This is a genomic window from Exiguobacterium sp. SH4S7 (assembly GCF_004336795.1).
Classification (GTDB): Bacteria; Bacillota; Bacilli; order Exiguobacteriales; family Exiguobacteriaceae; genus Exiguobacterium; species Exiguobacterium aurantiacum_A.
Genome location: NZ_SJUT01000003.1, coordinates 1 through 26499, shown reverse-complemented (window position 1 = coordinate 26499; position 26499 = coordinate 1). Strand labels below are relative to the sequence as shown.

Here is a 26499-nt window from a genome sequence, read left to right as displayed (position 1 = left end):
GATTTAAAAATAAGATATACAGGTATATAAAAATTGTCTAAATTCAATAAATATTTTATACATTAAAGCATGGTAGGTGTGTTGATTTTGAAAAAAGTATTGATTGTAACATCTGTCGCTTCAATGGTAGATCAATTTTTAATGAACGACATTCATACTTTAAAAGAAACCGGTTATGAGATTCATATTGCCGCAAATTTTAAAAGAGGTAATACAAGCTCGAAAGAAAAAATAATTAGTCTCAAAAAGCGTTTAGAGGAAATTGATGTTCGGTACTATGACATTAATTTTGCAAGAAATGTGTTTAATTTATTTGAGAATTTCAGTGGCTACTTAGCCCTTAGCAACATTATGAGTAAGAATAATTTCGAATTTGTTCATTGTCATTCACCTATTGGAGGTGTGATAGGTAGAATAGTGTCAAAAAAATATAGAACTCCTTCAATTTACACAGCACATGGTTTTCATTTTTTCAAAGGATCTTCATTTAAAAACTGGCTATTCTATTTTCCAGTTGAATATTTATTGTCGAAAATAACTAATAAGATTATTACTATCAATGAAGAGGACTTTGGTAATGCTTCTAAGTTCTTTGATCGTAATAAAATTGAGTTTGTGAATGGGATTGGTGTTAACTTAGAAGAAATAAATTCATTGAATACAAGCAGGAGCGCGATGAGAAAACAATTAATGATTGACGAAAATTGTTTTCTGTTATTATCTGTTGGTGAATTAAATAAGAATAAAAACCATGAGATAATTATAAGGTCTTTATTTTATTTAAAAGACTATGATATTCAATATGCTATTTGTGGAAAGGGGCCCTTAAAAGAGTCTTTAGTCCGTTTAGCTGATGAATTAGGCGTTAGAGATAAAGTTCATTTCCTAGGATTTAGGCAAGATGTTAAGAAAATTTATGTTTCTGCTGATGCATATGTCTTTCCCTCTTTAAGGGAGGGGCTGTCAGTTGCACTTATGGAAGCAATGGCATCTTCACTTCCTGTAATTTGTTCTGGAATAAGAGGGAATGTCGATTTAATTCAACAAGAAAGGGGAGGGATATTGATTCAAAATAATGATTCGAAACACTACATTGAAGCCATTTTGAAAATGTATATGGATGATTCATTTAGAGTTGAATGCGGGAAATTCAACAAAGAATATATTAAAAAATACGATATTAATATAACTAAGAAAAGTATGAGAAAAATTTATAGTGAAATTAAATGAGATAACTTATAAACCGAAAAATATTATAGGTCTTATTAACAATATAGTATTTAAAATGGTTCATAATCATGAAAGATATTTAACTCAACACATCAAGAATTTTAACTAAAAGATGTGAAAAATAAACAATTAAAGTAGATAATGTTTTTTAAGCATTTTCATAATACGATAAAAAATTATAAGTCTAGTTCCGTAGAGGTGTAAAAATGAAAAAAGTCTTGCATTTACTTTCAAGCAATAGCTATTCCGGTGCTGAAAATGTAGCAATAAGTAGTATAAAAATGTTAGAAAATAAGTGCAAAGGCATTTATGTTTCTCCGGCAGGACCAATAAATAATACTCTGCAGAATGAAAATATTGAATTCGTAAATTTAGATAAAGTCACGTTATTAAATTTGACAAAAATAGTATACAAATTAAAACCTGATATTATTCATGCACATGATTTTAGAGTTAGCATATTAAGCTCTTTGATCCCTAAAAAAGTAAAAAAAATTTCTCACATCCATCAAAATCCAAAGTGGATTAAAACAATTAACTTTAGGAGTTTAAGTTATTTTTTGGTGGCTAATAGATTCAACAAAATAGTTACTGTATCTGATCAAGTATTTGAAAATTCTATTCTATTTAAAGATATGCAAAACCATGAGGTTATTGCAAATCCTCTAAATATAAATAAAATATTTGAAGGTGCGAAATCAGATAATAAGAATTTTTACGATATAGTATTTGTTGGAAGACTAGTCGAAGAGAAAAACCCCCAAGCTTTTATAAGTTATATAAAAAAATTAACGATAAAGCTCCCGGATTTAAAGATTGCAATGATTGGAGATGGACCGCTTCGGAATGAGTGCGAAGAGTTGATAGAAAAATATAATCTTAATAACAATATCGATCTCAAAGGATTTATTGAAGGTCCGTACTCGTATATCAAAAACGCAAAATTAGTGGTGATGACTTCAAAAAGTGAAGGGTATGGTTTAGTTGCAATAGAGTCAATGATTCTTAAGACTCCAATTTTAATTCCACCAGTTGGAGGGTTGAAGACTATTGCGAATAATATTCCTTTCCTAATTTATCATAATAGAGAAGAATTGATGAAGAAATCAATAGAGCTTCTCTCCAATCAAGAACTTAGAATGGTAGTAGGAGAGAAATGTGAAAAAGAAGCATTAAAATTAACTGACGAAAAAAAATGGCGGGAAAAATGGAAAAAAATATATAAAATTTAAAAATATGGAGTATGTTAATGGAAAATATGATTAGTGTAATTATCCCTGTATACAATGGAGAGTTTAAAATTTCAAAGTCATTAAATTCTTTAGTGAAACAAAATTATAAAAATTTCGAAGTTGTGATAGTTAACGATGGAAGTACTGACAATACTTTAATGAAAATCAAAAAATATGCTTTAAAACTGAATATTAAAGTGGTTTCAAAAGAAAATGAAGGAGTGGCAATAGCACGAAATACAGGTATCCAAATGGCACAAGGATCCTACGTTTGTTTTCTAGATGCTGACGATGAATTTAACGATGGATTTTTAGATAAAATGTTAGATAAAGCCAAGCTCGAAAAATCAGATGTAGTGTATTGTGGATATTGTGAAATATCAAATAGTATATCTAAACAAGTATCTTGTTCATTTAAAACAAAAAATGTATTAAATAATTATATAAAGGGCAAGACATCAATTCATACAAATGGATGGCTAATTAAAAAGAAATATATCGAAGATAATCAAATTTATTTCAGAGAAAATACTTCCTGGGGAGAAGACTTTGAATTTTTTTGTAAAGTCTTATTTAACACTAAAAAAATCACTTTTGTCAGAGATTACTTAACAAATTATTATGTTGATCATTCTCCAAATCAACTTTCTACATTTAATCTTAATAAGATTGATGCTGATTATGAGTCGATAATGTATTTAATATCAACCGAATTAGGTGAAAATAAAGATATTAGAAATGCGCTGTTGAACTATAGATTACAGGCATTAATAGTTTATAGACTAAATACGTCAATTCAAAGAAATGAAAAACAGTCACAAATATTATTTTATTATGAAAAATATAGTGATTATTTCAAAAAGAAATCACTATTTACCAACGGATTACGAAGTATAAAATTAGCATATCACAAGAGGAAATTAAACAACGAAATAAGAAAAATTCAACTTATTGTCAAAAAAAAGGAAGGAGGAGACGAAAGTGGCATATAAATTTATAAGGAAAATCTTAATTGATGCATATTCAAATACTTTAAAAAAAGTAATTAGTGTAAGAGGAGTAAAAAATATAATAGTTTTTGAAAGTCAGTCTGACTTTAGTGATAATTCTAAAGCGTTATTTTTAAATATGATTAAATACAATGTGAATAAACACTATAAAATTGTGTGGCTAGTTGACGATGCGAAACAGATTAAAACGCAGAAATACGAAAATGTTTATTTTTTCTCTATAAAATCTGATGGTAGTATTATCAATAAGTTAGTCACACTAGCCAAAATAGAATTTTTGCTGTCTAAGACAAGATTTTATTTCTTTACTCATAGAAATTTTTCGATTTCACCGCCTACTGAAAATCAAGTTTTTTTTAATTTAACTCATGGAACACCTCTCAAGAATTCGACTGGAAGACATAGTTCTTTCAAGAAAAGTACTTATATTTTAACTACTTCCAAAACTGCAGGAGATCTTAGGGTTAGAACTTATGAAGGTGGGACAGAAAAATTAAAAATACTTGGATTTCCAAGGAATGATTTTTTATTTACAGAAAAAGATTCTTTACAAAAAATTGGCGTGAATAAGAAGGCATACAATAAAGTCGTGTTCTGGCTTCCTACTTTTAGAAGGCATAAAAATGCTAAGACAAACGACTCAAGAAAGTTAGAAGAAGAATTAGATTTTCCCATTGTAAATAATGTTATGCAATTGATGAAATTAAACCAGTATCTAGAAAAAAACAAAATTTTTCTGATTATTAAAGTTCATCCAGCGCAAGATTTAAAATATTTCATTTCCGGGGATTTTTCTAACGTGAAAATTTTGACGAATGATTTTATTTTTGATAGTAAAATCGAATTATATGAATTGCTTGGTCAGTCTGATGCACTCCTGACAGATTATTCGTCCGTTTATTTAGATTATCTTTTGATTGATAAACCAATAGGCTTTACGATTGATGATTTAGGTGAATACCAACAGGAGCTAGGGTTTATGGTTAATAACCCGCTTGATATTATGCCGGGAATGAAAATTCCTGATCAAGAATCTCTATGCACTTTTTTCGATAATGTACTCTTAAATAATGACGAGTGGAGAGAGAAGAGAGAAAAAGTGAAAAAAGAATTTAACTACTATACTGATAACCAGGCTAGTGAAAGAATTATGAAAGACTTAGGATTTATTTAATCTGGGGGTAGGGAAATGGAGAAAAGTATAGCTCTTTCTAAGTTTGAAGAAAAGTTTAGAACCAACGATCTTCTAATTTTTGAATCAGATCATTGGAAATGGTGTTTGAGACCTTCACATCCTGTAATAGGCTCAAGTATTTTATTTATTAAAAGACCTTGTTCTTCGCTTTCAGAAGTCACAGATGAGGAAGCTCTGGATTTAATGAATATGAATAGAATTATTGAAAAAACTTTGAAGAGCAAAATGAATTTTACTATTCTAAACTACTTTGTATTGATGTTGGTAGATAAGCATTTTCATTTCCACATTATCCCTCGGTTCGAGCATCCAATTATTTTTGTGGAACAAAAATGGATAGATAAAGATTGGCCAAATCCTCCGAAGTTAAATGCTCATGTCTTAGAAGATGATCTCTTAGAATTGATAAAAAATGAATTAGTGAGTGCTATTTAAAGCTAGGGAGGAATAAGAATGAAAGAACATAGAATTGGATATACTACTGGTGTGTATGACATGTTTCATATAGGTCACTTAAATTTGTTAATGCGAGCTAAAGAACATTGTGATTTTTTAATTGTAGGAGTAACGACTGATGAGTTAGTTTCATATAAAAACAAACAAGCTATTATACCTTTTGAAGAAAGAATAAAAATTGTTGAAAGCATCAAGTATGTGGATAAGGTAGTTGCACAAACCGATATGAACAAAATTGAAGCATGGGAAAGTAATCGCTTTGATATTATGTTTGTTGGGGATGATTGGAAGGGTACGGATAAATGGAATAAATATGAAGAAGAATTCAAATCATTGGGGGTGGAAATTGTGTATTTCCCCTATACTCAAGGTACGTCTTCAACTCAATTAAGAAAAACATTAGATTTATTACGGGTGAACGCTTAAACACATATTGTGAAAAGGACAAAAGGGACAAGATGTATACTCAAATTATTAATGCATTTAAGAGCACATTCTTAAAAAATGTGCTTATTTTATCTACTGGTACTGCTGGAGCTCAACTTATCAACTTTTTATTCTCACCTGTGCTTACGCGGATTTATGGTCCTGATTCTTTTGGAGTTCTTGGCTTATATACTTCTTTAATAACCATTGGTCTTCCTCTAATTTCACTATCGTTGTACTTGGCAATACCTTTGCCTAAGGAAAAAAATGAGGTATTAAAATTAACTTTTTCAAGTTTGAAAATAGTGATTATAGGATCGATTGGTATTTTTTTTGTATTGATTCTCTCAAAAGAATATATAATTTCAACTTTCGAAATAGAGAATTTAAATAGTCTTTTTCTACTAGTTCCATTAGGAATATTATTGTCTGGTATCTTATTAATTTTTCAGACTTTAAATATTAAACTTGGTAAATTTAAAGATAATTCATACGCTATTTTAATTGGAACTATAATTTCAAACGCATCTAAATTAGGAGTGGGTCTATACTTTTCAAATGCATTAATACTAATTATACTAACCATGTTAGGTTTTATAGTACAAATAGTGATTTTGTTGAAAAATGGTATATATGTTATTTTGAAAGAATTTCAGACGGGGAATATATTTACAGGTTATAGCGTTAAGCAGTCTCTTAAAAAATATAGTGATTTCCCATTGTATCGATCCCCTGAAATGTTTTTGAACGCTGCGGCCCACAGTGTCCCTGTTATTGTTTTGACTAGCCTGTTTTCTCCTAGTGCTGCTGGATACTATTCCTTGGCAATCATGGTTCTTAGTCAACCGACACAATTGGTTAGTGAATCGATAGGAAATGTTTTATACCCTGCAATGGCAGAAAAATTTAATAATAACTCTAAGATAACTCCTCAAATTCTGAAAGTAACTGGGTTGTTATGTTTGATAGGTGTTATTCCATTTGGAATAATAATACTGTTCGGACCACCAATCTTTACTATTGTTTTTGGAGGTAAATGGAGTGAAGCTGGGGAATATGCTCAATGGATTTCATTTTGGAGCTTTTTTCTATTTATAAATAGACCAAGCACCAAAGCGCTAATGGTTATGTCTAAACAATCATTTCAATTAAAGTTTACTATGATCGTTTCTTTAATTAGAATAATATCAATAGTCGTAACTGCTCTCTTAACAAATAGTGCACTAATAGCCGTTGCAACATTCTCTGTAATAGGAGTAATAAGTAATATCTTTTTAATTATTAAGACATACGACTATTCTATTAAGTCAGACTTAGTCAACGTAAATAATGGATAAAATGGGGTGTAACATTGGTGCTTTCTTTACAACAAAAAATCAGTAAAATTTTTATAATGTTTTTTATGTATTTAGCTACTTTTATGGTTATATATGCACCACAGATAACTGATTTGTTGTTTGGAATTCCAGTACAATTTTTATTAGTGGGTATCCTATTTACATTGTTATTTATATATTTAATCCTACAAAATTTTAAAGTTGATGAAATTAAATTTCAGAAGAATTATATTATACTAATTTCGGGAATTTCATTTTCAATTTTTTACTTTACAATTATAGCCTGGTTCTCTTCACAAGAAATAAGATTGTTTCAAAATTTATGGATAATTATATCTTCGTTTTCTCTATATTTAATAATTAATATCCTTTATAAATTGAATTATTCCAAGTCGAATATATTTACTTTTATTTTGAACGTTACTATGATTCAATTTTTATTAGTAGGCATAATGCTAATTTTTCCATCATTCAAGCAAATCGCTCTCGATCTTTACTATATGGGACGATTTGAGAATGTTTTCATTTCCAGAAATAGAATTTATGGAATCAGTGGCGATTACACATTTTTTACTCCTATTTTTCATAGTATCCTTGCATCGATAGCTTTTATGGTAGCGTTTTTTACAAATAGAAAAAAATATTATTTTTATATCCCATTTCTATTAATAATGGTTCTATTAAATGGCCGGTTTGGATTATTAATCTTTTTCTGTTGTCTGACCATTAGTTTTATTTATAGTGCTATTGTCAGGAAGAATATATTTAAAATATTTGGAACAATTATAATGATAAGTTTAGTCGTCACAGTACTCATTTATTTTGTGAAGTTAAACGTCCCGTATACCTATCAGTGGATTATGGGAGGAGTGGAAGACACCGTTAAACTTTTAATATACGGTGAATTATCCGGTAATTTTTCTGTGCTAGGTGAAAGATACTTGTTTTTCCCTACAGGAATTTCAATACTTATTGGTGAGGGTCACAGGGTATATGGAGAGTATGCTACACAAAATGGATTTTCGCATTCGGACATTGGATTTGTGAATGATTTGTTTATGGGTGGGGTAATTTATGTGTCAATTTTATACGGATCTATTGCACGATATGTTTTACAAACAACTAACTCAGAATTTATTGGTAAGCATTTTCAAATAGTAATTAATATTAGCCTAATACTATCGCTATTATTAGCGAATTACAAAGGTGAAACTATGAGGGGAGGGCTAGTTTTGCTTGGAGTTCTAATGTTTAAAATGATAATGGATTTACCTGATAAAAAAGAAAACCCTATATCGTAAGTGTTACTTAGACAAACCGTGATTCGAGTTTCCTTTTATCCTAAAAGTTTATCAAATTAATCTTCCCATCTCCAGCGTATACTTAAATCCAGATATCATCCGACGAGAAATCATGTCTTTTGTGTAACGCTTGCTGCTGCACACGACATTCATTTTTCATTGTGTATCAGAGAAAGGCCATCCGCCGTTCCAAAAGACGTCGTCGCCTTTGCCGCGGACATGCCTTGAAAGTCACTACAATTTAGATTGAACTCAATCTCGGGCGCCACGTGAATAACGCTTTATCGTTCTATCAGTACGCTACAGCGTACGTTGAAGAGAGAAGTGTAACCAAACGTCTTCGTCGATAAATTTGCTACGGGAAAGGTGCACCATGTATCACTATGTGATAGCCGTAAGGGACTTCATACCCTAATTGTGAATGCTAAACTAGAAAGGCAACTGGCGATGACTTAAGCGTAACATTTTCTACAACAACCAGTTCTTCTCTAGACCGTTCTTACAACAGCTGTACAGTGCGAAATAGAAGTTGTCTTTGCACAATGTTGGTGAGATAGTAGTTCTAATCAAGTCGAGATGGACTTCTTTTCATTAAATGTAAGTAGCATAAGGGATACTGCCTCATGTTACTATTTCAAAAAATATTAGTATAGGCTACTGAAAAGTAAAATTTTATATTTTTGAAATACCTGTATATGGTAAATTAAAAGTAGTTAGTAACAACTGATTCATGCCTGTTGGCTGATGAGGTTGTTATTTTTTATGAGGAGGACGACAGATGAAGAAAGTATTGATCACCGGCGCGAATAGCTATGTCGGTAACGCGTTCAAGCGGTGGGTCGAATCACATCATACGGATGATATTTTCGTCGACATGGTTGGTATGCGCAAAGGGGAGTGGAAAGCAATCTCGTTCGAATGGTACGATGTCATTCTACATGCGGCGGGTATCGCCCACGTCTCGACGGACAAGAGTATGGAGGACTTGTACTACAAGGTGAACACGGACCTGACCGCGGAAGTCGCAGCCAAGGCGAAGCAGTCTGGCGTGAAGCAGTTCATCTTCCTGAGCAGCATGATCGTCTACGGAGATGCGACGAATGCGCGTTTCATCACGGCTGATACGGTACCGAACCCGACCAACTTTTACGGCGACAGCAAGCTCCAAGCCGAGAACAAGCTTGCGGAGTTGGCAGACGAGATGTTCATGGTCGCAAACGTTCGGCCGCCGATGATTTACGGGAAAGGTTCGAAAGGCAACTATGTGAAGCTCGCAGGCCTCGCTCAAAAAATCCCGTTCTTCCCGAGCTATCAGAATAAACGCAGTATGATCCATATCGATAACTTATCTGAATTTTTAGCACGTATCGTGTTGAACGGGGATAGCGGGACGTTCCACCCACAAAACAAGGAGTATGTCTGTACGACGGATCTCGTATCGACAATTGGATCAATTCACGGTAATACCGTTCGAAGGATTGGATTGTTTAACGGTGTTATCGACAAACTGATTGACCGAAATGTGACGGTGAACAAGTTGTTCGGTGACTTCTCCTATGCCAAAGAGCTGTCGGTATATAGAGATGAGTATTGCGTACGCAGTTTCGAAGAAAGTATCGTCGAGACGGAAAAGAATTAAGCCTTATTCGAACGAATACTTAAGAAAAAAACATAAGACGTTTGAGAAGTTACGTCGCATTAGAAAGATTTTAAAACTGCGAATTGATGACTCCTTAAACGATATCGATATCGATGAATTATAAAAAAGCAGATAGCTCTTTATAGAAGCTATCTGCCAATTATTCGATTTGCTTATTCATTTAACCCTTCAATCAATTTACGACTCCGCTCTTGAGACACATGCAGATAGCGTTCTGTTGTCTTGGTCGATGTATGGCCTAGCAGATCCGCGACTGCTAAAATATCGTGACTTTGATTATAGAGTGTCGTCGCAAAGCTATGACGCAACATATGACTCGTTAAGTGGAGGCCGAGTTGCGCTTTCGCGATCTGTTTCAAGTCCTCGTTCACAAAGTTCGCCTGAACGACGCGGCCGCTTGGCATGAGAAAGACATAGTTGGAGTCTCCGACGTTTGGTCGGTCCTTCTCGATGTACGTCTTCAGTTCTTGGGCGAGTCGAGGCGTCATCGGGATCAATCGCGTTTTGGCGCCTTTCCCTTTCCAGACGATCAGGATGCTGTTTTCGAAATCGAGATGGTTCAGTTCTAAATTTAAAATCTCACTGATCCGGAGACCGGCGTCACCCCCGACGAGATAAATCGTATAGAGCGTCGTGTTCCGCGCGTGATACAGGACGGTGTTCAGCTGGTCGCGACTGAGGATGGTCGGTTGTTTTTGGACGCTCTCGCGCGTGATGATCCGGCTGAACGGGTTTTGTTTCACCCAGCCTCGTTCAATTGCGAACGTGAACAGGCTTCGCACCGCCATGATGTAGGACCGGACCGTATTGTCGGCTTTGTCGTTGATGGATTGTTTGTAAGGGACGGCATGTTTCTTCTCGGTGACGTCTTGGATATAGACGGCACCACGCTCTAGCGCGAACTGTTCAAAGCGCCGCAGCGTGTTGCGGTACGATTTCAATGTCGTCTCGGGCTTCTCACGTCGTAGCTCCAAGTCTTTCAAATAAACAGTGATCGCATCGTTCAACAACATCTTCTTCATCGTGTTCACTCCTTCATCTGGATTGCCTCTCGAAGTTCGCGTTGGACGTCCGCCTTGTACGCCCGGAGCCGGCTCGGGGAGTAAGGCAACGTCTGTTCGGTCCCGTCGATCAAGTGGCAGAGGAGTTCGAAATGGCGTGGTGACAGCAACATCCGTTGTTCGTCGAGCCAGTCGTAGAAGTGACGCTCGGACTCGATGCATTGTTCGGGTAGTCGTTCGGCGGCGACTTCATGTTTCAAGTGACGGGCATTCTTTTGTTGGTGGTTCAGGATCGCTCCCCGGATGCGCTGGAAACAGTACGTTTTCGATAACGTGCAGCCGCGATTCAACGCCTCCCATAAAGCAATCCTTGCGATTTGGGCGCAGTCCTCCTGTTCGTTCGGATGGATGTGCAAGTGGCGGATGACGTAACGAATCATCGGCTCCCACTCGTGAATTTGATCATCGATTGTGTTCATTGGTTGCTCTTTCTCGAGCGCTCGTTTGTTTTCCCAGGGTCACTTCGAGTATAGTCATTGATATCCCCGATGCACCAACGGCCTTATCGCACGTAAGCCTAGGCCTTATATCAAATATCTCCCTAAGATAAGGTATGGAGTCGAAAGGCGACCGTGGAGCAACATCCGAAAATTGAATATCAATGAATATTCTCCGCTTGGTCAAAAAAGGTGATTCGGCGATGGATGCCATCCGAATTAACCGTAAGTTGACTTCGTTTGATCAAGCAATTTAGAAGTTGGACGCTCCGTAAATGAGCGTTCTTTTTTATGTGTGCCTATCGACAAATACGGGAAGAATTGTAGAGAAAGTGGAAAGGGCGATTGAACCATACATCGGAGGCGATACCGTGAAGCGAGTGTTGATTACCGGGGAAACGAGTTTTGTCGGCGATTCATACAAGCGTTGGATCGAGGAGTACTACAAGGAGCAGATTCACGTCGATACGGTCGGGATGCGTGACGGCGCATGGAGACAACGTTCGTTTGAAGGTTACGATGCGATCTTGCACGTGGCCGGGATCGCCCATGTGTCGACGGATAAAAGTATGGAAGACCTCTACTACAAGGTGAACACGGAGCTGACAGCGGAAGTCGCAGCCAAAGCGAAGCGGTCTGGCGTCAAGCAGTTCATCTTCCTCAGCAGCATGATCGTCTACGGGGACGCGACGAACGCGAAATTGATCACGCGCGACACCGTGCCGAACCCGACCAACTTTTACGGCGACAGCAAACTCCAAGCCGAGAACAAGCTCGCGGAGTTGGCAGACGAGACGTTCGTGGTCGCGAACGTCCGGTCGCCGATGATTTACGGGAAGGGCTCGAAAGGCAATTACGTGAAATTGGCGGGCCTTGCTCAAAAAGTCCCGTTCTTCCCGAGCTATCAGAATAAACGCAGCATGATCCATATCGACAACTTGTCCGAGTTGTTAGCGCTCATCGTCTTGAACGGAGACAGCGGAACGTTCCATCCCCAGAACGCGGACTACGTGTGTACGTCCGACCTCGTCTCGATGATCGGGGCCGTCCACGGCAACCGCGTCCGGCGCTTAGGTCTGTTCAACGGCGTCATCGGAAAACTCGTCGACCGAAACGTCACGATGAACAAGCTGTTCGGGGATTTTGCGTATGCGAAAGAACTGTCGGCGTATCCGCAGGACTATCACGTGCGCGACTTCTTTGACAGCGTCGTCGCGACCGAAAGGAAATGATTTGCCAGAATTTTTCAGTCAACCCATGACCGGTTTCCCTGACATGCTATACTAAGAAAAAAGCACAGAAATGGGTGGACTAGTTATGGGGAAGACGACACCACGGAACTCGAAATGGATGCGGACGTATAACCGCTCGCTCATCCTCCGGCTCATCCGGCTCCATCAGCCGGTGTCCCGGGTCGAGCTCGCCAAGGCAACGAATTTGACGAAGCCGACGATCTCGAACATCGTCAACGAACTAAAGGAAGAAGGGTTGGTCAACGAGCGTGAGCTCGGCGTCTCGAGCGGGGGGCGGCGACCGATCATGCTCGAGCTGGCGGCGAGCGACCGGTTCGTCATCGGTATCGACGCGACGCAACGAAAATTGCACGGCGTCGTGACGAACATTCATGGAGAATTACTTGACGAGGCGTGGCACGACGAGCGGTTCGATACGAACGAGGAGTTCATCGACGCCATCGTGACGCTATACATACAACTTGCCGGCAAGACTTCCGGGGACGTGATCGGACTTGGGGTGTCCGTCCACGGGATGGTCGAGGCCGGAGCGGGCGTCGTCTTGTTCGCGCCGCGCTTCCACTTGCATGACATTCCGCTAAAGCGAGAGCTCGAGGCACGCCTGAAACAGCACGTCTTCGTCGAGAACGACGTCCGGACGCTCGCGCTCGGGGAGCTCTACTTCGGTGAAGCGATCGGCATCGACGAGTTCTTCTACGTCTACGCCGGCTATGGTATCGGTGGCGCCTACGTCCATGGCGGTGAGTTGATCGACGGCGAACACCATATCGCCGGTGAGATCGGCCATATGCGCATCATGCTCGACGGGCCGATCTGCTCGTGCGGCAACCGCGGCTGCTTGGAGGCGGTCGCCGGCGAACGGGCCATCTTGAACGAGGCGCGAGAGCTCTATGACTTGACGCTCGACGGCATGCGCGACGCGGTCGGGACGAACCCGGACGTCCAAAAGCTGTACGAGCGGGCCGGGGAATACGTCGGCATCGCGACGCTCAATATGATTCATCTATTGAACCCGAGCCGGATCTTGCTCGGGGGGCCGCTGTTCAACTACGCGCCACAAGTCGTCACGAACATCCAGGAACGCGTCGCCCAGACGGCGTTGACGATGGACGCGCGCCAGACCGACATCCGCGTCGTCCCGTGGAACGCTAACCACGGCGCGCTCGGTGCGGCCGCACTCATCACGAACCAGCTGTTCGGCGAAATCCAATGACTCAATCGCTCTCACACGAGGGCGATTTTTTTGTGTCGAAAAATAATTTAAATGAAACCGTTTACAAATATAAAAACCATATGGTATAGTCTGTTTGTAGTTAGATAATAAATTTAATTTACTAAGTAAGGGGTGACACTCTCAAACGGGAAAGTGGAGGGGTAGACATGGACATAGAGACACCATTGCTGAAAGACAAGTTTCACGATATATTCGGTCGCTACGGAGCGACGCGGCTATTCACAAGGGACGGTTCGACGTTTGATGAATTGGAAGCGTTCACAAAAGCGGACGGCGTCGTCGTCACCCGCTCACGGCGGGACGGCATCTTCCGGCTATATGACGAGGAGGCACGCGACATCCGCCTGTTCCGCGTCTCGGACTTGAACCAGGCCGAGCGGGCGAACAGCTTCGACGAACTGTTCGAGATGCTGCTCTGGCGCTTGAAGCAACAGGACGCGCTGCCGTTCGGGGCGGACCTGTACGTCGTCGGCTCGTACATAGACGACCATTGGCAGTTTGATTTGGAACTGATCGCGTACACGCTCACCCGGCTCGGGGATCAACCGATGCCAGACCACTTGATTCGGGAGCTTTGCCTCAAGTTGGTCGCATAACATTCAAAGGAGAATTGGACATGAAAAAATCGACAATCGCACTCGCATCATCGGTACTCGTCTTGTCATCATTGCTCGCAGCTTGCGGCGGGAAAGAAGAGGCGGCCGCGACGACGGAAGACGGCAAGCCGGTCATCAACTGGTGGGGCTGGGCGCCGCAACCGGAAGTCGGCGAGGCACTCGCCAAATCGTTCAACGAGTCGCAAGACGACTACGTCGTCAAGTTCAAGCGTCTCGAGGACTATGAGCAGCAACTCCAAGTCGCCATGCTCGGCGGCGACGGCCCGGACGTCATCGGCCTCAAAGAACCGATGATCCCGCAATACAAGGACCGTCTCGTCCCGGCGAAAGACTACATGGACAAAGCGGCCGGCGCGGGCTGGAAAGACAAGTTGATCGAGCTCGGCGTCGAACAGACGACGGTCGACGGCGAACAGATGGCGGTGCCGGTCGGCTTCACAGGTCAGGCCTACCTCATGTATAACAAGACGTTGCTCGACAAATACGGAGTGACGCCACCGAAGACGTATGACGAGACGGTCAAAGCGATCGAGACGATCAACGCCTCGGGCGACGCGGTCATCCCGATGCAGCTCGGCGCGAAAGACGCCTGGGTCGGCACGGACGTGTTCAACGTGTTGAGCCATCAGGTCGCACCAGGATACATCCAAAAAGTACTCGAAGGCGAAGCGAAATGGACTGACAAAGAGATGGTCGAGACGGCCGAACTTTGGCAGCAACTGTTCGAGGACAAAGTCTTCCAAGAAGGAGCGCTCGGCCTCGCAACATACATGGACGGCATGAACAACTTCTTCGACAAGAAAGCAGCGATGTGGGTCATCGGCTCATGGGAAGCCCACTCGATGACGACGGTCGAGAAGCGTGACAAGTGGAACAACTTCGAAGACGAGATCGGATTCGTCCCGCTCCCGAACCTCGCGGGTGGCACTGAGCAACCGGTCATCGCCTCGATCGACATGGCGCTCGGCGTCAACAAAGAGTCAGAGCAACAAGACGGCGCGGCCGCTTTCATCGCCTACATGACGCAAGGTGAGGGCCAAGCGCTCTACATGGAGAAGTTCGAGATGGCGCCAGCCGTCAAGGACATCGAAGTCGCGTACGAGGACAAGTTCACGTCTGACGTCGAGCGCGAATCGTACGAGATCTTGAACGAGACGGTGAAAAACGCCGTCGCGGGCCGCGGCATCCGTGACCCGAAAGTGTACGACACGCTCGGCAAAGAACTCCAGAACATCGCGGCCGGACAAGATGCGAAAGAAGCACTCGCACGCATCCAAGCCATCGCCGACCAAGGTAAATAATCGACACGAGCGCCAGTGGCCAGCCTGACTGGTGCTCGATTTTTTTAGCGGAAAGTGAGGGAACACTATGCAACACGCAACCGACTTAACGGAACAGGAACCAAAGCTGTCCGCAGTGCCGCCGAAACGGCCGGACCCGGTGAAGAAGAAGGCGCAGCTGAAAAAGAACTTGATCGGTTGGGCGTTCGTCGCCCCGACCGTCCTGTTCGTCATCGCCTTCATCTATTACGGCATCTTCTATAACGCGTATCACTCAGTGTTCTCATGGGACGGCATCTCGTTCGAGAAGACGTACATCGGGCTCGAGAACTTCGGCCGCATGTTCAGCGACCCTGAATTTTATAACGCGCTCAAGAACACGGGCATCTTCACCGTCCTGACCGTGACGATCCAAGCCGGGCTCGGGCTCGTCTTGGCGTACTTGCTCCACACGAAAGGAGTCGGCCGGACGTTCTTCAAATCGGTGTTCTTCTTCCCGGTCGTCCTGAGCCCGGTCGTCCTCGGCGCCGCGTTCTCACAGATCTTCGACTTCCAGTTCGGTTACATCAACGAATTCTTACGCATGGTCGGCTTAGGCGCGTTCGAGCAGAACTGGCTCGGTGACCAAGACGTCGCGCTCTACTCGATTATCTTGATCAACATCTTCCAATGGACGGGCTCGTCGATGATCATGTACTACATGGCGATGCTCGCGATCGAACGTGAAGTGTTCGAGGCGGCCAATATCGACGGTGCCGGCTTCTGGCGCACGCTGTGGAGCGTCGTGTTCCCAAACTTGAAAGGGACGACGTTCACGCTGACGATCCTCGGGGTCATTGGTGGACTGAAGACGTTCGACATCGTCTGGATCTCGACGCAAGGCGGACCGGGTAACTCGACCGAGGTCATCTCGACGTACTTGTTCCGCAAGTCGATGCTGCACCAAGAGGTCGGTTACGCCAGTGCCGTCGCCATCATCTTGTTGATCATCGCGCTCGGCATTACGTACTTCCAGACGCGTGTGCAGAAGAAAATGGACTGAGGAGGGGTACCTATGGAAATTCAAACGAAAAAAGGAAGATGGCTCACCAATGTCGGCCTGTCACTTATGGCGATCATATGGTTGTTCCCAATCTTCGTCATGTTCAAAGAGAGTTTACGGGTCAACGGCTTCAGTAACTATATCGCGACGTTACAGAACCCGAACTTTCCCCAGTTCGTCTTCAACAGTTTCATCGTCGCCTTCTTCATGATCATCATCTCGATCTCGTTTCTCGCCTTCGCGGCGTTCGGCTTCTCGAAGCTCGAGTTCGCCGGGAAACGCTTGTTGTTCAACCTCGTCTTGGCCGGGCTTATGCTGCCGGTCGCCTCGCTCATCGTCCCGCTCTTCTTCACGCTGCGGACGCTCGACGGGCTGAACAGCTATTGGGGGCTCATCGGTGCTGAGGTGGCGTTCTTCCTCCCGTTCGGACTCATGCTCATCAAGAGCTACTTCGACGAGCTGCCGAACGAGTTGATGGAAGCGGCCCATATCGATGGAGCGTCGACGTTCCAAATCTTCTATAAGATCATGATGCCGCTCGCCAAACCGGCGCTCGCGACAGCGACGATCTACGCGTTCCTCAACTCGTGGAACGAGTACTTGATGGTGCTCACGTTCATGACGGACCCGGCCAAGCAGACGGTGACGCTCGCGCCGACGTTCTTCACGGAAGCGCTCGGCGGGGACCCGGGTAAACTATACGCCTCGCTCGTCTTGATCAGCTTGCCGACGATGGTGTTCTATATCTTCTTCCAACGCTTCTTACAAAAAGGGATGACTTCGGGAGCGGTCAAATAATCGATTGAGGTGACTAACATGTATGTAGGAGTAGACTATTACCCAGAACAGACGGACCGTGCCCTGTGGGACACGGACGTCCGCTTGATGAAAGAGTTAGGTGTCAACGTGATCCGGATGGCCGAGTTCGCGTGGACGATGATGGAACCGGCCGACGGTGAGTTCGACTTCGTGTTTTGGGACGAGGTCGTCGACAAGTTCGGCCAAGACTTCGACATCATCCTCGGCACGCCGACGGCGACACCGCCCGCCTGGCTGATCGAGAAATATCCGGACATCTTGCCGGTGACGGCTGACGGGGTCCGCATCAGTTTCGGGGCCCGGCGCCACTACACGGTCAACAGCCCGGTGTACCGCGAGTACTGCGAGCGCATCACCCGCAAGATGGCCGAGCGCTACGGCAAGCATCCGCGCGTCATCGGCTGGCAGACCGACAACGAGTACGGCCACGAGAAATCGGACCGCTCGTACGGCGACGTCGACCAAGTCGCGTTCCAAGCATGGCTACAAGACCGCTACGAGACGCTCGACGCGTTGAATGCGGCCTGGGGGACCGTCTTCTGGAGCCATACATACTCGGCATGGAGCCAGATTCCGGTCCCTCGCACCGTGTTCCAAGAGCACAACCCGTCGCTCCTCGTCGACTTCGACCGCTTCTGCTCGGACGCGTACCGCTCGTTCAACAAGCTCCAAGTCGACACGCTCCGTCCGCTCATCCATGACGATGCGTTCATCACGCACAACCTCGTCTATAGCGACATGGCGATCAACCAGCAACAGATGGCCCAAGACCTCGACTACGTCTCGTTCGACAACTATCCGGTCTGGGGCGGGCTACCTGAGCCGAACCGGTTCGAGAAGACGGCGCACGACCACGATCTGTGCCGCTCGTCGAAACAAGGTAAAGGCTTCTGGGTGATGGAGCAGTTGAGTGGCGCCCAAGGCTGGAGCCGGATCGGCTACTTGCCACGACCGGGCCACATCCGTCTTTGGACACATCAAGCCGTCGCACGCGGCGCCGAGGCGATCGTCTACTTCCGTTTCCGGGCCGCGCACTTCGGTACCGAGGAGTTCTGCCACGGCATCATCGACCACGACGGCAAGCCGAAACGTAAATTCGATGAAGTACAGGGCGTCATGAAAGAGTTGACGACGCACGGTGACACGATCAACGCGGCCGAATATAAGGCCGACGTCGCCGTCTATTACGACCAAGAGAACTTATGGGCGTGGACACACCAGCCCCATTCGGACGCGTTCAACTTCAAGCAAGAGTTCGTTCGCTTCTACGGGGCGGCCGTGCGCCAAGGCGTCAACACGGACATCGTCTTCCCAGGGGACGCGCTCGACAAGTATAAACTCGTCGTCGTGCCGCTTTATTTCCTCGGCAATGACACGTTCGACAAATCGCTCATCGACTATATCGAGAACGGCGGCCACGTCATCTTCACGTACCGGACCGGCGTCAAAGATCCAATCAACCGCTGTCACTTCGACACGTTACCGGGCAAGTTTGCCAAGTACGCCGGCATCGAGATCGACGAGTACGAGAGCCTGCAGGCCGTCCAGTCGAACCAGGTTCGCCTAGGCGACTACGTGTCTGAGGCGAACATTTGGTGCGACTTGATCACGCCAAAAGGTGCCGACGTGCTCGCGACGTATGAGCAGGCGTTCTACAAAGGGACGGCCGCCGTCACGCGTCACACGTATAAAGGCGACGTGACGTACATCGGCTCATCGGTCGACGATACGATGCTTGACACAATATACAACGAGGCGCTCACGCGCGCCGGCATCGACGCAACGCGTCTTCCGGACGACGTCGAGAAAGTCGATCGTCACGGCGACGGTCACGTCATCCGCTTCTATATGAACCATTCGACGGACGTCACGTCGACGGTCGAGATCGGTGACGAATGGCAGACGCTCGACGGGGACGCGGTCTCGGGGACACTCGAGCTCAAACCGCTCGACGTCATTATGTTGAAACGGGAGGTGGGGGCATGATCTATCGCTTCGACAACCGGTTTGTCATCGAAGGGAAGCAGATTGCCTACGTGTTCGACGTCGACGCTCGGGGCCGGCTCATCCATCAATACCTAGGCAATCGGCTCTATGAAACGGATTACACCGAGCTACCAGATCGTCGGGTGTTGCACTCGTCGTTCGAGACACCAGAAGGCGTCGCCGCGTACGAGTTCGTCTCGTTCGGCGACCTCGTCTACACCGAGCCGACACTCAAAAGCCATACGGCGACTGAACGGCTGCACGCCTTCACGTTCCAAGACGCGCGGATCGGTAACGACACGCTCGAGCTCGACTTGGTCGACTCGATCCAACAGCTGACGGTCACGCTCCACTTCACCGTGTATCCGGCGTACGACATCATTGCACGGAAGATGACGGTTCAAGCTGGGACGGACGTCACGCTCGAGAGCGCGCAGTCGTTCAGCCTCGGGTTGACCGAGCGCAATCTGCGCCTCAGTCATTTTTCAGGGGCATGGACCGGCGAGTTCCAATTACAACAAGGTGAGTTACTCCCAGGTAAGAAGACGATCGAGAGCCGGCGCGGCTTGACGAGCCATCAAAGCAATCCGTGGTTCGCACTTGACGATGCGGCGACGGAACAGCACGGTGAGGTCATCTACGGCTTCCTCGGCCATTCCGGCAACTGGGCCATCCATTTCGAGCGTGACCAGTTCGGATTCACGCAAGTGACGGGCGGGCTCAACACGTTCGACTTCGCGAAACGGCTGGCTTCAGGTGACGTGTTCACGACGCCAGCGGCCTATATCGGTTACACACAACTTGGTTTCGGGGCGATGAGCCGGAACGCGCACGACTTCGAGCGCGACGTCATCATGCCGGAACGGACGCGCGAGACGCTGCGTCCCGTGCTCTACAACTCATGGGAGGCGACGTATTTCGACGTCAGCGAGGACGGGCAGAAACGTCTCGTCGATGAGGCCGCTGCGATCGGTTGCGAGCTGTTCGTCGTCGACGATGGCTGGTTCGGCGAACGGAACTCGGACGCGGCCGGTCTCGGCGATTGGCACGTCAACAAGACGAAGTTCCCGAACGGGTTAGAGCCGCTCATCCGCTACGTCGAGGACAAAGGCCTCCAGTTCGGCCTCTGGGTCGAGCCGGAGATGGTCAACCCTGATTCGGATTTGTACCGGTCGCATCCCGATTGGATCTACCACACGAATGGACGCCCGTCGACGACGTCGCGCAACCAGTTCGTGCTGAACTTGGCGCTGCCGAAAGTCGAGGCGCACGTGACGCATCTGTTGGACGATCTGCTCGAGAACCATGCGATCCGCTACATCAAATGGGACATGAACCGTGCCTTCTCCGAACCGGACAGCCCGCATTTAGGTGACGCGAAAGAGTTGTGGCTCCGTCATACGGAAGCGGTCTACCGCATTCTCGACACGCTCCGGGACAGACACCCGGACGTCGCCTTCGAGTCTTGTGCCGGTGGCGGCGGTCGGATCGACCTCGGCGTGCTCTCGCGCGTCGAACAAGTCTGGACGAGCGACAATACCGACGCACTCGACCGGCTCGAGATCCAGGAAGGATTCTCCCACGCCTATAACGCCAAGATGATGAGCTGCTGGGTGACGGACGCTCCGAACTGGCTGAACGCCCGCGCACTCCCGCTCAACTATCGCTTCGTCAGCGCGATGCAGGGCACGCTCGGCATCGGCGGCAACTTGCTCGAATGGAGCAAGGAAGACCTAGCCGCGTCGAAGCGTTGGATCGAGACGTACAAGTCGATCCGCCCGCTCGTGCAGCACGGGACGAGCTATCGTCTCGCTTCACTCAAGAAAGAAGGATTCCACGCGATGGGCTATACGGACGGGGAGGACTACGTCGCCCTCGTCAACGCAGACCGCCGTCATTACGGCAACAACAAGTTGCGCCTCAAACTCGCCGGGCTCGACCCGGACCGCGTCTATTTATATGAAGGAAGACGTTTGAGCGGCCGCTACTTGATGCAACAAGGGATCACATTGACACAACAAATCGATTATGACGCTTACTGCCTGGTCATCCACCCGGCGTGAGCGATGGAAGGGATGGAGTCGTATGCTTGCATTTGATTTAGCACACCTGAACGAACAGTTCGAGACCGTGTTTTTGGCGGGGCCTGAGCGGATCTTCTTCGCACCGGGCCGCATCAACTTGATCGGCGAACACACGGATTACAACGGAGGTCACGTCTTTCCCTGTGCCATCACGTTCGGCACGTACGGACTCGTCCGGAAGCGCGAGGACGGTATCATTCGCGTCTACTCGCTCAACTTCGAGGACGTCGGCGTCGTCACGTTCCCTGTGACGGACGGGACGTATGACGCCGGTCACGACTGGGCCAACTACGTCAAAGGGGTCGTCGCGCTCCTGCGACAAGACGGACACGACGTCGGAGGATTCGACTTCTTCCTCGCCGGCAACATCCCGAACGGCGCCGGATTGTCGTCGTCGGCCTCACTCGAACTCGTGACGGCGCTCATGATCAATGACGTGTACGGCCTCGGGCTCGAGCGAATCGACCTCGTCCATCTCGGTCAACGTGTCGAGAACGACTTCATCGGCGTCAACTCAGGCATCATGGACCAGTTCGCGATCGGGATGGGCAAGGCCGACCACGCCATCCTGCTCGATTGCGATACGCTCCATCACGACTATGCGCCGATCAAGCTCGACGGTTACGACATTTTGATCATGAACACGAACAAGCGTCGCGAACTGGCCGACTCGAAATACAACGAGCGCCGGACCGAGTGCGACACGGCACTCGGCCTGCTAAAAGAGCGGTTCGATGTCGCCTCGCTCGGCCAGCTATCGGTCGCGACGTTCGAGACGGTCGCATCGGAACTCCCGGAGACGCTCCGGAAACGGGCCCGCCACGCTATCTCGGAGAACGAGCGGACGAAGCTCGCCTTCACCGCCCTTCAAGACGAAAAGCTCGACGTGTTCGGGCAACTTCTGAACGACTCGCACGCGTCGCTTCGTGACGATTACGAAGTGACCGGTATCGAGCTCGACACGCTCGTCCAGGCAGCACAAGATTGCGATGGCGTCATCGGCGCCCGCATGACCGGTGCCGGTTTCGGTGGCTGCGCCATCGCCATCGTCGACAAGACGTCGACAGAAGCCGTCATCCAGACCGTGTCGACCGTATACGAAACAACGATCGGCTACGCGCCGACATTTTATATCGCGTCCGTCGGGGACGGCGCGCGTGAACTCGTAGAGGAGGAAGTCAAATGAGTGTACTCGTCGTCGGCGGGGCCGGTTATATCGGCTCCCATGCAGTCCGCGCCTTGCTCGCACGCGGGGAAGATGTGGTCGTGATCGACAACCTTCAGACCGGGCATATCGAGTCGGTTCCGAAACAAGTCCGCTTCTATGAAGGCGACATCCGTGACCGTGCGTTCATGGACGAGACGTTCGCGAACGAGGACGTCACGGAAGTGCTTCATTTCGCCGCCAACTCGCTCGTCGGTGAGTCGATGGAGGAGCCGCTCGCGTATTACGACAACAACGTCTTCGGGACACAAGTGTTGCTCGAGACGATGCGCAAACACGGCGTCGCAAGCATTGTCTTCTCCTCAACAGCCGCGACGTACGGCGATCAGGACGAGATGCCGATCCGGGAGACGGCTGAAACGAACCCGACGAACACGTACGGGGCGACGAAGCTCGCCATGGAGACGATGATGAAGTGGTGTGACCGCGCCTTCGGCATCCGTTTCGTCGCACTCCGCTACTTCAACGTCGCCGGGGCTGATCCGTCGGGTGAAATCGGCGAAGACCACACACCGGAGACACACCTGATCCCACTCGTCCTCGAAGTGGCGAACGGACAGCGTGAGGCGATCACCGTGTTCGGCGACGATTACAACACGCCGGACGGCACATGTATCCGCGACTACATCCACGTCCAAGACCTCGTCGACGCCCACGTTCGCGCGCTCGACTACTTGAAACGAGGCGGAGACAGCGACGTGTTCAATCTCGGTACGGAGACGGGACTGTCGGTGCTCGAAATCATCGAGGCGGCCCGCCGTGTGACGGGACACCCGATTCCGGTCAAGACGGGGACACGCCGTGCCGGCGACCCGGCGATGTTGATCGCGTCACCGGACAAGGCGAAACGCGTGCTCGGTTGGACGCCAGAGCGCTCGACGGTCGATATGATTCTCACAGACGCTTGGAACTGGCACGAGTCACATCCGGAAGGCTACAAACACGTAGAGGGGGCGAGACGATGATCGATGCAACGATTGAAGCGCTCGTCGAGGCGACGATCCGCGAGGAACTGATCACGGAGCAAGACCGCATCTACTCGCGGAACCGTGTGCTCGCGCGATTGAACAAGCTCGACTTTGACAAGCCGACGTTCGTGCCGCGCGACTCGATCTCGAACTTGCTCGAGACGTTGACCGAATACGCGGTCGAGTCTGGGCTCGTCGAGAATTTATTAGAGGAGAAGGACCGATTCATGGCCGAGGTCATGGACGTGTTCGTCTCGAAACCGTCCGAGGTGACGCGCACGTTCAACGCGCTCCGGGCAGTTGACGTCGAGGCCGCGACGAGTTTCTTCTATAAGATGAGCCAGGCGTCGAACTATATCCAGACGCAGCGGATCGCAAACAATATCACGTACAAGGCACCGACCCGCTACGGCACGCTCGACATCACGATCAACTTGTCGAAGCCGGAAAAAGACCCGCGCGAGATCGCGCGGGCCCGGCTGCAACCGGCGCCAGAGACGAACTATCCGACGGGGTTGCTCGCGATCGAGAACGAAGGTTACGGCGGACACTTGAAGCATCCGGCCCGGGCCAATCACCGCATCATCCCGCTCACGCTCGGCGGGGAAGAGTGGTCGTTCCAATACTCGCCGTACTTGTACTACAACGAACACTCGATTTTACTGTCGAACGAAGTGCGCGACATGGTCATCGACCGATCGGCGTTCGAGCGTCTGCTCGACTTCGTCGGTCAGTTCCCGCACTACTTCGCCGGGTCGAACGCGGACCTGCCGATCGTCGGCGGCTCGATCTTGACGCACGACCATTACCAAGCCGGCCGCTACCGGTTTGCGATGGACGATGCCGACGTCGTCGCGACGTACCGCTCGGACCGTTACGACCAAGTCGACATCGAGACGCTCGAATGGCCACTCTCGGTCGTCCGGCTCCGTTCGACGCAGCGTGAGCAGCTCGCTATATTGGCGAACCAACTGCTCGGCCACTGGCAAAACTACGAGGACGGTGACATCGTTCCGTATACGGGCGACGTCCGCCACAACACGGTGACGCCGATCGCCCGGCGCCGCGATGGACGCTACGAGCTCGACCTCGTCCTTCGCAACAACCGGACGAGCGAGGCGCATCCGGACGGCATCTTCCATCCGCACGCCGACGTCCATCACATCAAGCGCGAGAACATCGGCTTGATCGAAGTGATGGGGCTCGCCGTGTTGCCGGCCCGACTCAAGACAGAGCTCGAACAAGTCGTCCGTTTCATCGAAGGCGAGGACGTCGAGGTCGCGGACATGCACAAGGCGTGGGCCGAGGAGTTGAAGACGAAGTCAGGTGACGCTCGGATGATCGTCGACCAGGCCGTCGTCGACAAGTTCGTCAAAGGATTAGAGGACGCGGGTGTGTTCAAACAGACGGTCGAGGGGCAGGAGCGCTTCACGGCGTTCATGAGCTCATTTTTGAGTCACGTCGATAAAGTGGAGTACGGCGCGTCGACTACGGGAATGAACAGGTAAACTAGTCGAAGTAGGTGAGCCAATGAGAGAAGCAACGATTGAAAACAAGAACGGGATGCGGCTGTCGGCGATCGAGTATGGTTGTGCCATGACCGAACTGACGGCACCGGACCGTGACGGCAACATGGACTCTGTCATTTTGAAATATGGCGACTTGGATCAATACCTCGAGAACCCGGTCTATTTGGGCTCGGTCGTCGGCCGTATCGCCGGAAGAATCCGTAACGCCGAGATTGATGGTGTGGCCTTGACCCCAAGCGAGGCCCCGCATCATATCCACGGCGGGACGGACGGTATCACGTCGCGGTATTGGGACATGGACGTCGACGGACAGGCGATTCAATTCATATACTTAAGTCCGGACGGGGAAGAAGGCTACCCGGGGAACGTCCGCTTCAAAGTCATCTATGAACTGACGGACGACAATGAACTCGTCGTCACGATGACGGCTGATACGGATAAACTGACGTGGGTCAACTTGAACCATCACAACTATTTCAACCTCGGTGGGCGACCGACGATCCACGATCACGTGCTGACGCTGCCGGCCGACCACGTCGCGCGGCTCGATGATGAGTCGCTCCCGACCGGGGAACTGCAGCCTGTCGATGCGACACCGTTCGACTTCCGCGACGGGAAACGAGTCGGCGAGGCGATCACGTCAGACGATGAAGCCATCGCGAAAGCCGGCGGGCTCGATCATCCGTTCATCTTGAAGAATGGGATGGCGCGGTTGCACGACCCGGTGAGCGGACGCGTGCTCGACGTCGAGACGAACCAACCGGTCATGGTCGTCTATACGGCGAACTTCCTCAGTGAAGAAACACCGGTCACGCTCGAGGGACGGCAGAAGCATAGCGCCATCTGTTTAGAAGCCCAGGCGCTTCCAGACGCGCCGCACTATCCAGACATCGCCACATCGATCGAACTGAAACCGGGTGAGTTGTATCATTCGCGGACGGTTTATCGGTTTGGGGTGGAGTGAAAAAAGACCATCAAACTTGTGTATGATGAACTGCTCCCCGTCAAGTAGACAGGGTAAATAATGAAAACCAGCCTAGGCGGCTTGAGCCCTGTATTCGACAGGGCTCAAGCCGTTTAGTCGTTTCTGGAGACGATCATGGTTGTAGAACGATAT

24 protein-coding genes are annotated in these 26499 nt (G+C 47.7%); 21 read left to right on the top strand and 3 right to left on the bottom strand.

The window, feature by feature from the left end:
• Window positions 1-87: 87 nt before the first annotated feature.
• From EVJ29_RS06895 to EVJ29_RS06855, 9 genes are all read left to right on the top strand, one after another.
• Window positions 88-1230 (top strand): glycosyltransferase, encoded by a 1143-nt coding sequence (locus tag EVJ29_RS06895; protein ID WP_161567334.1) that lies wholly within the window; start codon window positions 88-90, stop codon window positions 1228-1230.
• Window positions 1231-1436: 206 nt separating this feature from the next.
• Window positions 1437-2462: a glycosyltransferase gene (locus EVJ29_RS06890; RefSeq protein ID WP_131504863.1), complete on the top strand. Its 1026-nt coding sequence runs from the start codon at window positions 1437-1439 to the stop codon at window positions 2460-2462.
• 17 nt (window positions 2463-2479) lie between these two features.
• Window positions 2480-3454 (top strand): glycosyltransferase family 2 protein, encoded by a 975-nt coding sequence (locus EVJ29_RS06885; protein WP_161567333.1) that lies wholly within the window; start codon window positions 2480-2482, stop codon window positions 3452-3454.
• On the top strand, window positions 3444-4646 hold the full coding sequence (locus EVJ29_RS06880) for a CDP-glycerol glycerophosphotransferase family protein (RefSeq protein WP_161567332.1): 1203 nt from the start codon (window positions 3444-3446) through the stop codon (window positions 4644-4646). Before EVJ29_RS06885 ends, EVJ29_RS06880 begins: the two co-directional genes overlap by 11 nt.
• 15 nt (window positions 4647-4661) lie before the next feature.
• Window positions 4662-5102: an HIT family protein gene (locus EVJ29_RS06875; protein WP_131504860.1), complete on the top strand. Its 441-nt coding sequence runs from the start codon at window positions 4662-4664 to the stop codon at window positions 5100-5102.
• An 18-nt stretch (window positions 5103-5120) separates the two neighbouring features.
• Window positions 5121-5549, top strand: a complete 429-nt coding sequence (locus tag EVJ29_RS06870) for an adenylyltransferase/cytidyltransferase family protein (RefSeq protein ID WP_131504859.1) — start codon at window positions 5121-5123, stop codon at window positions 5547-5549.
• A gap of 32 nt (window positions 5550-5581) precedes the next feature.
• Complete coding sequence (locus EVJ29_RS06865) at window positions 5582-6886, top strand: oligosaccharide flippase family protein (RefSeq protein ID WP_131504858.1); 1305 nt, start codon at window positions 5582-5584, stop codon at window positions 6884-6886.
• A 425-nt stretch (window positions 6887-7311) separates the two neighbouring features.
• Window positions 7312-8187: a hypothetical protein gene (locus EVJ29_RS06860; RefSeq protein ID WP_131504857.1), complete on the top strand. Its 876-nt coding sequence runs from the start codon at window positions 7312-7314 to the stop codon at window positions 8185-8187.
• 778 nt (window positions 8188-8965) lie between these two features.
• Window positions 8966-9826 (top strand): NAD-dependent epimerase/dehydratase family protein, encoded by an 861-nt coding sequence (locus EVJ29_RS06855; protein ID WP_131504856.1) that lies wholly within the window; start codon window positions 8966-8968, stop codon window positions 9824-9826.
• Window positions 9827-9999: 173 nt separating this feature from the next.
• On the opposite strand, the gene EVJ29_RS06850 is transcribed toward EVJ29_RS06855, so the two are convergent.
• Together EVJ29_RS06850 and EVJ29_RS06845 are read right to left on the bottom strand one after the other, a co-directional pair.
• Window positions 10000-10869, bottom strand: coding sequence for a tyrosine-type recombinase/integrase (locus EVJ29_RS06850; protein WP_131504855.1), 870 nt, complete (start codon window positions 10867-10869; stop codon window positions 10000-10002).
• A 5-nt stretch (window positions 10870-10874) separates the two neighbouring features.
• Window positions 10875-11327, bottom strand: coding sequence for a sigma factor (locus EVJ29_RS06845; protein ID WP_070328421.1), 453 nt, complete (start codon window positions 11325-11327; stop codon window positions 10875-10877).
• Window positions 11328-11716: 389 nt separating this feature from the next.
• Between EVJ29_RS06845 and EVJ29_RS06840 the strand changes: the two genes are divergently transcribed.
• The 12 genes from EVJ29_RS06840 to EVJ29_RS06785 all read left to right on the top strand — a co-directional run bounded on the left by EVJ29_RS06840 (window position 11717) and on the right by EVJ29_RS06785 (window position 26346).
• The gene (locus tag EVJ29_RS06840; protein WP_236633426.1) at window positions 11717-12577 is read left to right on the top strand and encodes an NAD-dependent epimerase/dehydratase family protein; all 861 of its coding nucleotides are present in this window, start codon (window positions 11717-11719) and stop codon (window positions 12575-12577) included.
• Between the two features lie 85 nt (window positions 12578-12662).
• Complete coding sequence (locus EVJ29_RS06835) at window positions 12663-13811, top strand: ROK family transcriptional regulator (protein ID WP_131438987.1); 1149 nt, start codon at window positions 12663-12665, stop codon at window positions 13809-13811.
• A 167-nt stretch (window positions 13812-13978) separates the two neighbouring features.
• Entirely contained in the window at window positions 13979-14428 is a 450-nt protein-coding gene (locus tag EVJ29_RS06830) for a hypothetical protein (RefSeq protein WP_070328426.1), read from the top strand.
• Between the two features lie 20 nt (window positions 14429-14448).
• Entirely contained in the window at window positions 14449-15750 is a 1302-nt protein-coding gene (locus EVJ29_RS06825) for an ABC transporter substrate-binding protein (RefSeq protein WP_201738992.1), read from the top strand.
• 67 nt (window positions 15751-15817) lie between these two features.
• Window positions 15818-16771 carry a carbohydrate ABC transporter permease gene (locus EVJ29_RS06820; protein ID WP_131458927.1) on the top strand — a complete coding sequence of 318 codons (954 nt, stop codon included), beginning with the start codon at window positions 15818-15820 and terminating at the stop codon, window positions 16769-16771.
• Between the two features lie 12 nt (window positions 16772-16783).
• The gene (locus EVJ29_RS06815) at window positions 16784-17569 is read left to right on the top strand and encodes a carbohydrate ABC transporter permease (RefSeq protein ID WP_131464370.1); all 786 of its coding nucleotides are present in this window, start codon (window positions 16784-16786) and stop codon (window positions 17567-17569) included.
• A gap of 18 nt (window positions 17570-17587) precedes the next feature.
• The gene (locus tag EVJ29_RS06810; protein WP_131504854.1) at window positions 17588-19576 is read left to right on the top strand and encodes a beta-galactosidase; all 1989 of its coding nucleotides are present in this window, start codon (window positions 17588-17590) and stop codon (window positions 19574-19576) included.
• Window positions 19573-21639: an alpha-galactosidase gene (locus EVJ29_RS06805; protein ID WP_131504853.1), complete on the top strand. Its 2067-nt coding sequence runs from the start codon at window positions 19573-19575 to the stop codon at window positions 21637-21639. Before EVJ29_RS06810 ends, EVJ29_RS06805 begins: the two co-directional genes overlap by 4 nt.
• Window positions 21640-21661: 22 nt before the next feature.
• Window positions 21662-22846, top strand: coding sequence for a galactokinase (locus EVJ29_RS06800; RefSeq protein ID WP_131504852.1), 1185 nt, complete (start codon window positions 21662-21664; stop codon window positions 22844-22846).
• The gene (galE, locus tag EVJ29_RS06795) at window positions 22843-23850 is read left to right on the top strand and encodes a UDP-glucose 4-epimerase GalE (RefSeq protein WP_131504851.1); all 1008 of its coding nucleotides are present in this window, start codon (window positions 22843-22845) and stop codon (window positions 23848-23850) included. The genes EVJ29_RS06800 and galE overlap by 4 nt, the downstream gene beginning before the upstream one ends.
• Window positions 23847-25361: a UDP-glucose--hexose-1-phosphate uridylyltransferase gene (locus tag EVJ29_RS06790; RefSeq protein WP_131504850.1), complete on the top strand. Its 1515-nt coding sequence runs from the start codon at window positions 23847-23849 to the stop codon at window positions 25359-25361. Before galE ends, EVJ29_RS06790 begins: the two co-directional genes overlap by 4 nt.
• Before the next feature lie 22 nt (window positions 25362-25383).
• A complete protein-coding gene (locus EVJ29_RS06785) occupies window positions 25384-26346 on the top strand; it encodes an aldose epimerase family protein (RefSeq protein WP_131464353.1) in 963 nt (320 codons plus the stop codon).
• 72 nt (window positions 26347-26418) lie between these two features.
• On the opposite strand, the gene EVJ29_RS15690 is transcribed toward EVJ29_RS06785, so the two are convergent.
• Window positions 26419-26499 (bottom strand): IS3 family transposase (locus tag EVJ29_RS15690; RefSeq protein ID WP_131440828.1); only part of this gene is annotated, 81 nt, incomplete at its 5' end.

Excerpts from the sequence above, each read along its gene's own strand:
- EVJ29_RS06815 (WP_131464370.1), top strand. The coding sequence starts at position 16,784 with ATGGAAATTCAAACGAAAAAAGGAAGATGGCTCACCAATGTCGGCCTG.
- EVJ29_RS06890 (WP_131504863.1), top strand. The coding sequence starts at position 1,437 with ATGAAAAAAGTCTTGCATTTACTTTCAAGCAATAGCTATTCCGGTGCT.
- EVJ29_RS06835 (WP_131438987.1), top strand. The coding sequence starts at position 12,663 with ATGGGGAAGACGACACCACGGAACTCGAAATGGATGCGGACGTATAAC.
- EVJ29_RS06805 (WP_131504853.1), top strand. The coding sequence starts at position 19,573 with ATGATCTATCGCTTCGACAACCGGTTTGTCATCGAAGGGAAGCAGATT.
- EVJ29_RS06820 (WP_131458927.1), top strand. The coding sequence starts at position 15,818 with ATGCAACACGCAACCGACTTAACGGAACAGGAACCAAAGCTGTCCGCA.
- EVJ29_RS06800 (WP_131504852.1), top strand. The coding sequence starts at position 21,662 with ATGCTTGCATTTGATTTAGCACACCTGAACGAACAGTTCGAGACCGTG.
- EVJ29_RS06810 (WP_131504854.1), top strand. The coding sequence starts at position 17,588 with ATGTATGTAGGAGTAGACTATTACCCAGAACAGACGGACCGTGCCCTG.
- EVJ29_RS06860 (WP_131504857.1), top strand. The coding sequence starts at position 7,312 with ATGATTCAATTTTTATTAGTAGGCATAATGCTAATTTTTCCATCATTC.
- EVJ29_RS06845 (WP_070328421.1), bottom strand. The coding sequence starts at position 11,327 with ATGAACACAATCGATGATCAAATTCACGAGTGGGAGCCGATGATTCGT.
- EVJ29_RS06855 (WP_131504856.1), top strand. The coding sequence starts at position 8,966 with ATGAAGAAAGTATTGATCACCGGCGCGAATAGCTATGTCGGTAACGCG.
- EVJ29_RS06825 (WP_201738992.1), top strand. The coding sequence starts at position 14,449 with ATGAAAAAATCGACAATCGCACTCGCATCATCGGTACTCGTCTTGTCA.
- EVJ29_RS06885 (WP_161567333.1), top strand. The coding sequence starts at position 2,480 with ATGGAAAATATGATTAGTGTAATTATCCCTGTATACAATGGAGAGTTT.
- EVJ29_RS06870 (WP_131504859.1), top strand. The coding sequence starts at position 5,121 with ATGAAAGAACATAGAATTGGATATACTACTGGTGTGTATGACATGTTT.
- EVJ29_RS06865 (WP_131504858.1), top strand. The coding sequence starts at position 5,582 with ATGTATACTCAAATTATTAATGCATTTAAGAGCACATTCTTAAAAAAT.
- EVJ29_RS06830 (WP_070328426.1), top strand. The coding sequence starts at position 13,979 with ATGGACATAGAGACACCATTGCTGAAAGACAAGTTTCACGATATATTC.
- EVJ29_RS06790 (WP_131504850.1), top strand. The coding sequence starts at position 23,847 with ATGATCGATGCAACGATTGAAGCGCTCGTCGAGGCGACGATCCGCGAG.
- EVJ29_RS06850 (WP_131504855.1), bottom strand. The coding sequence starts at position 10,869 with ATGAAGAAGATGTTGTTGAACGATGCGATCACTGTTTATTTGAAAGAC.
- galE (WP_131504851.1), top strand. The coding sequence starts at position 22,843 with ATGAGTGTACTCGTCGTCGGCGGGGCCGGTTATATCGGCTCCCATGCA.
- EVJ29_RS06875 (WP_131504860.1), top strand. The coding sequence starts at position 4,662 with ATGGAGAAAAGTATAGCTCTTTCTAAGTTTGAAGAAAAGTTTAGAACC.
- EVJ29_RS06785 (WP_131464353.1), top strand. The coding sequence starts at position 25,384 with ATGAGAGAAGCAACGATTGAAAACAAGAACGGGATGCGGCTGTCGGCG.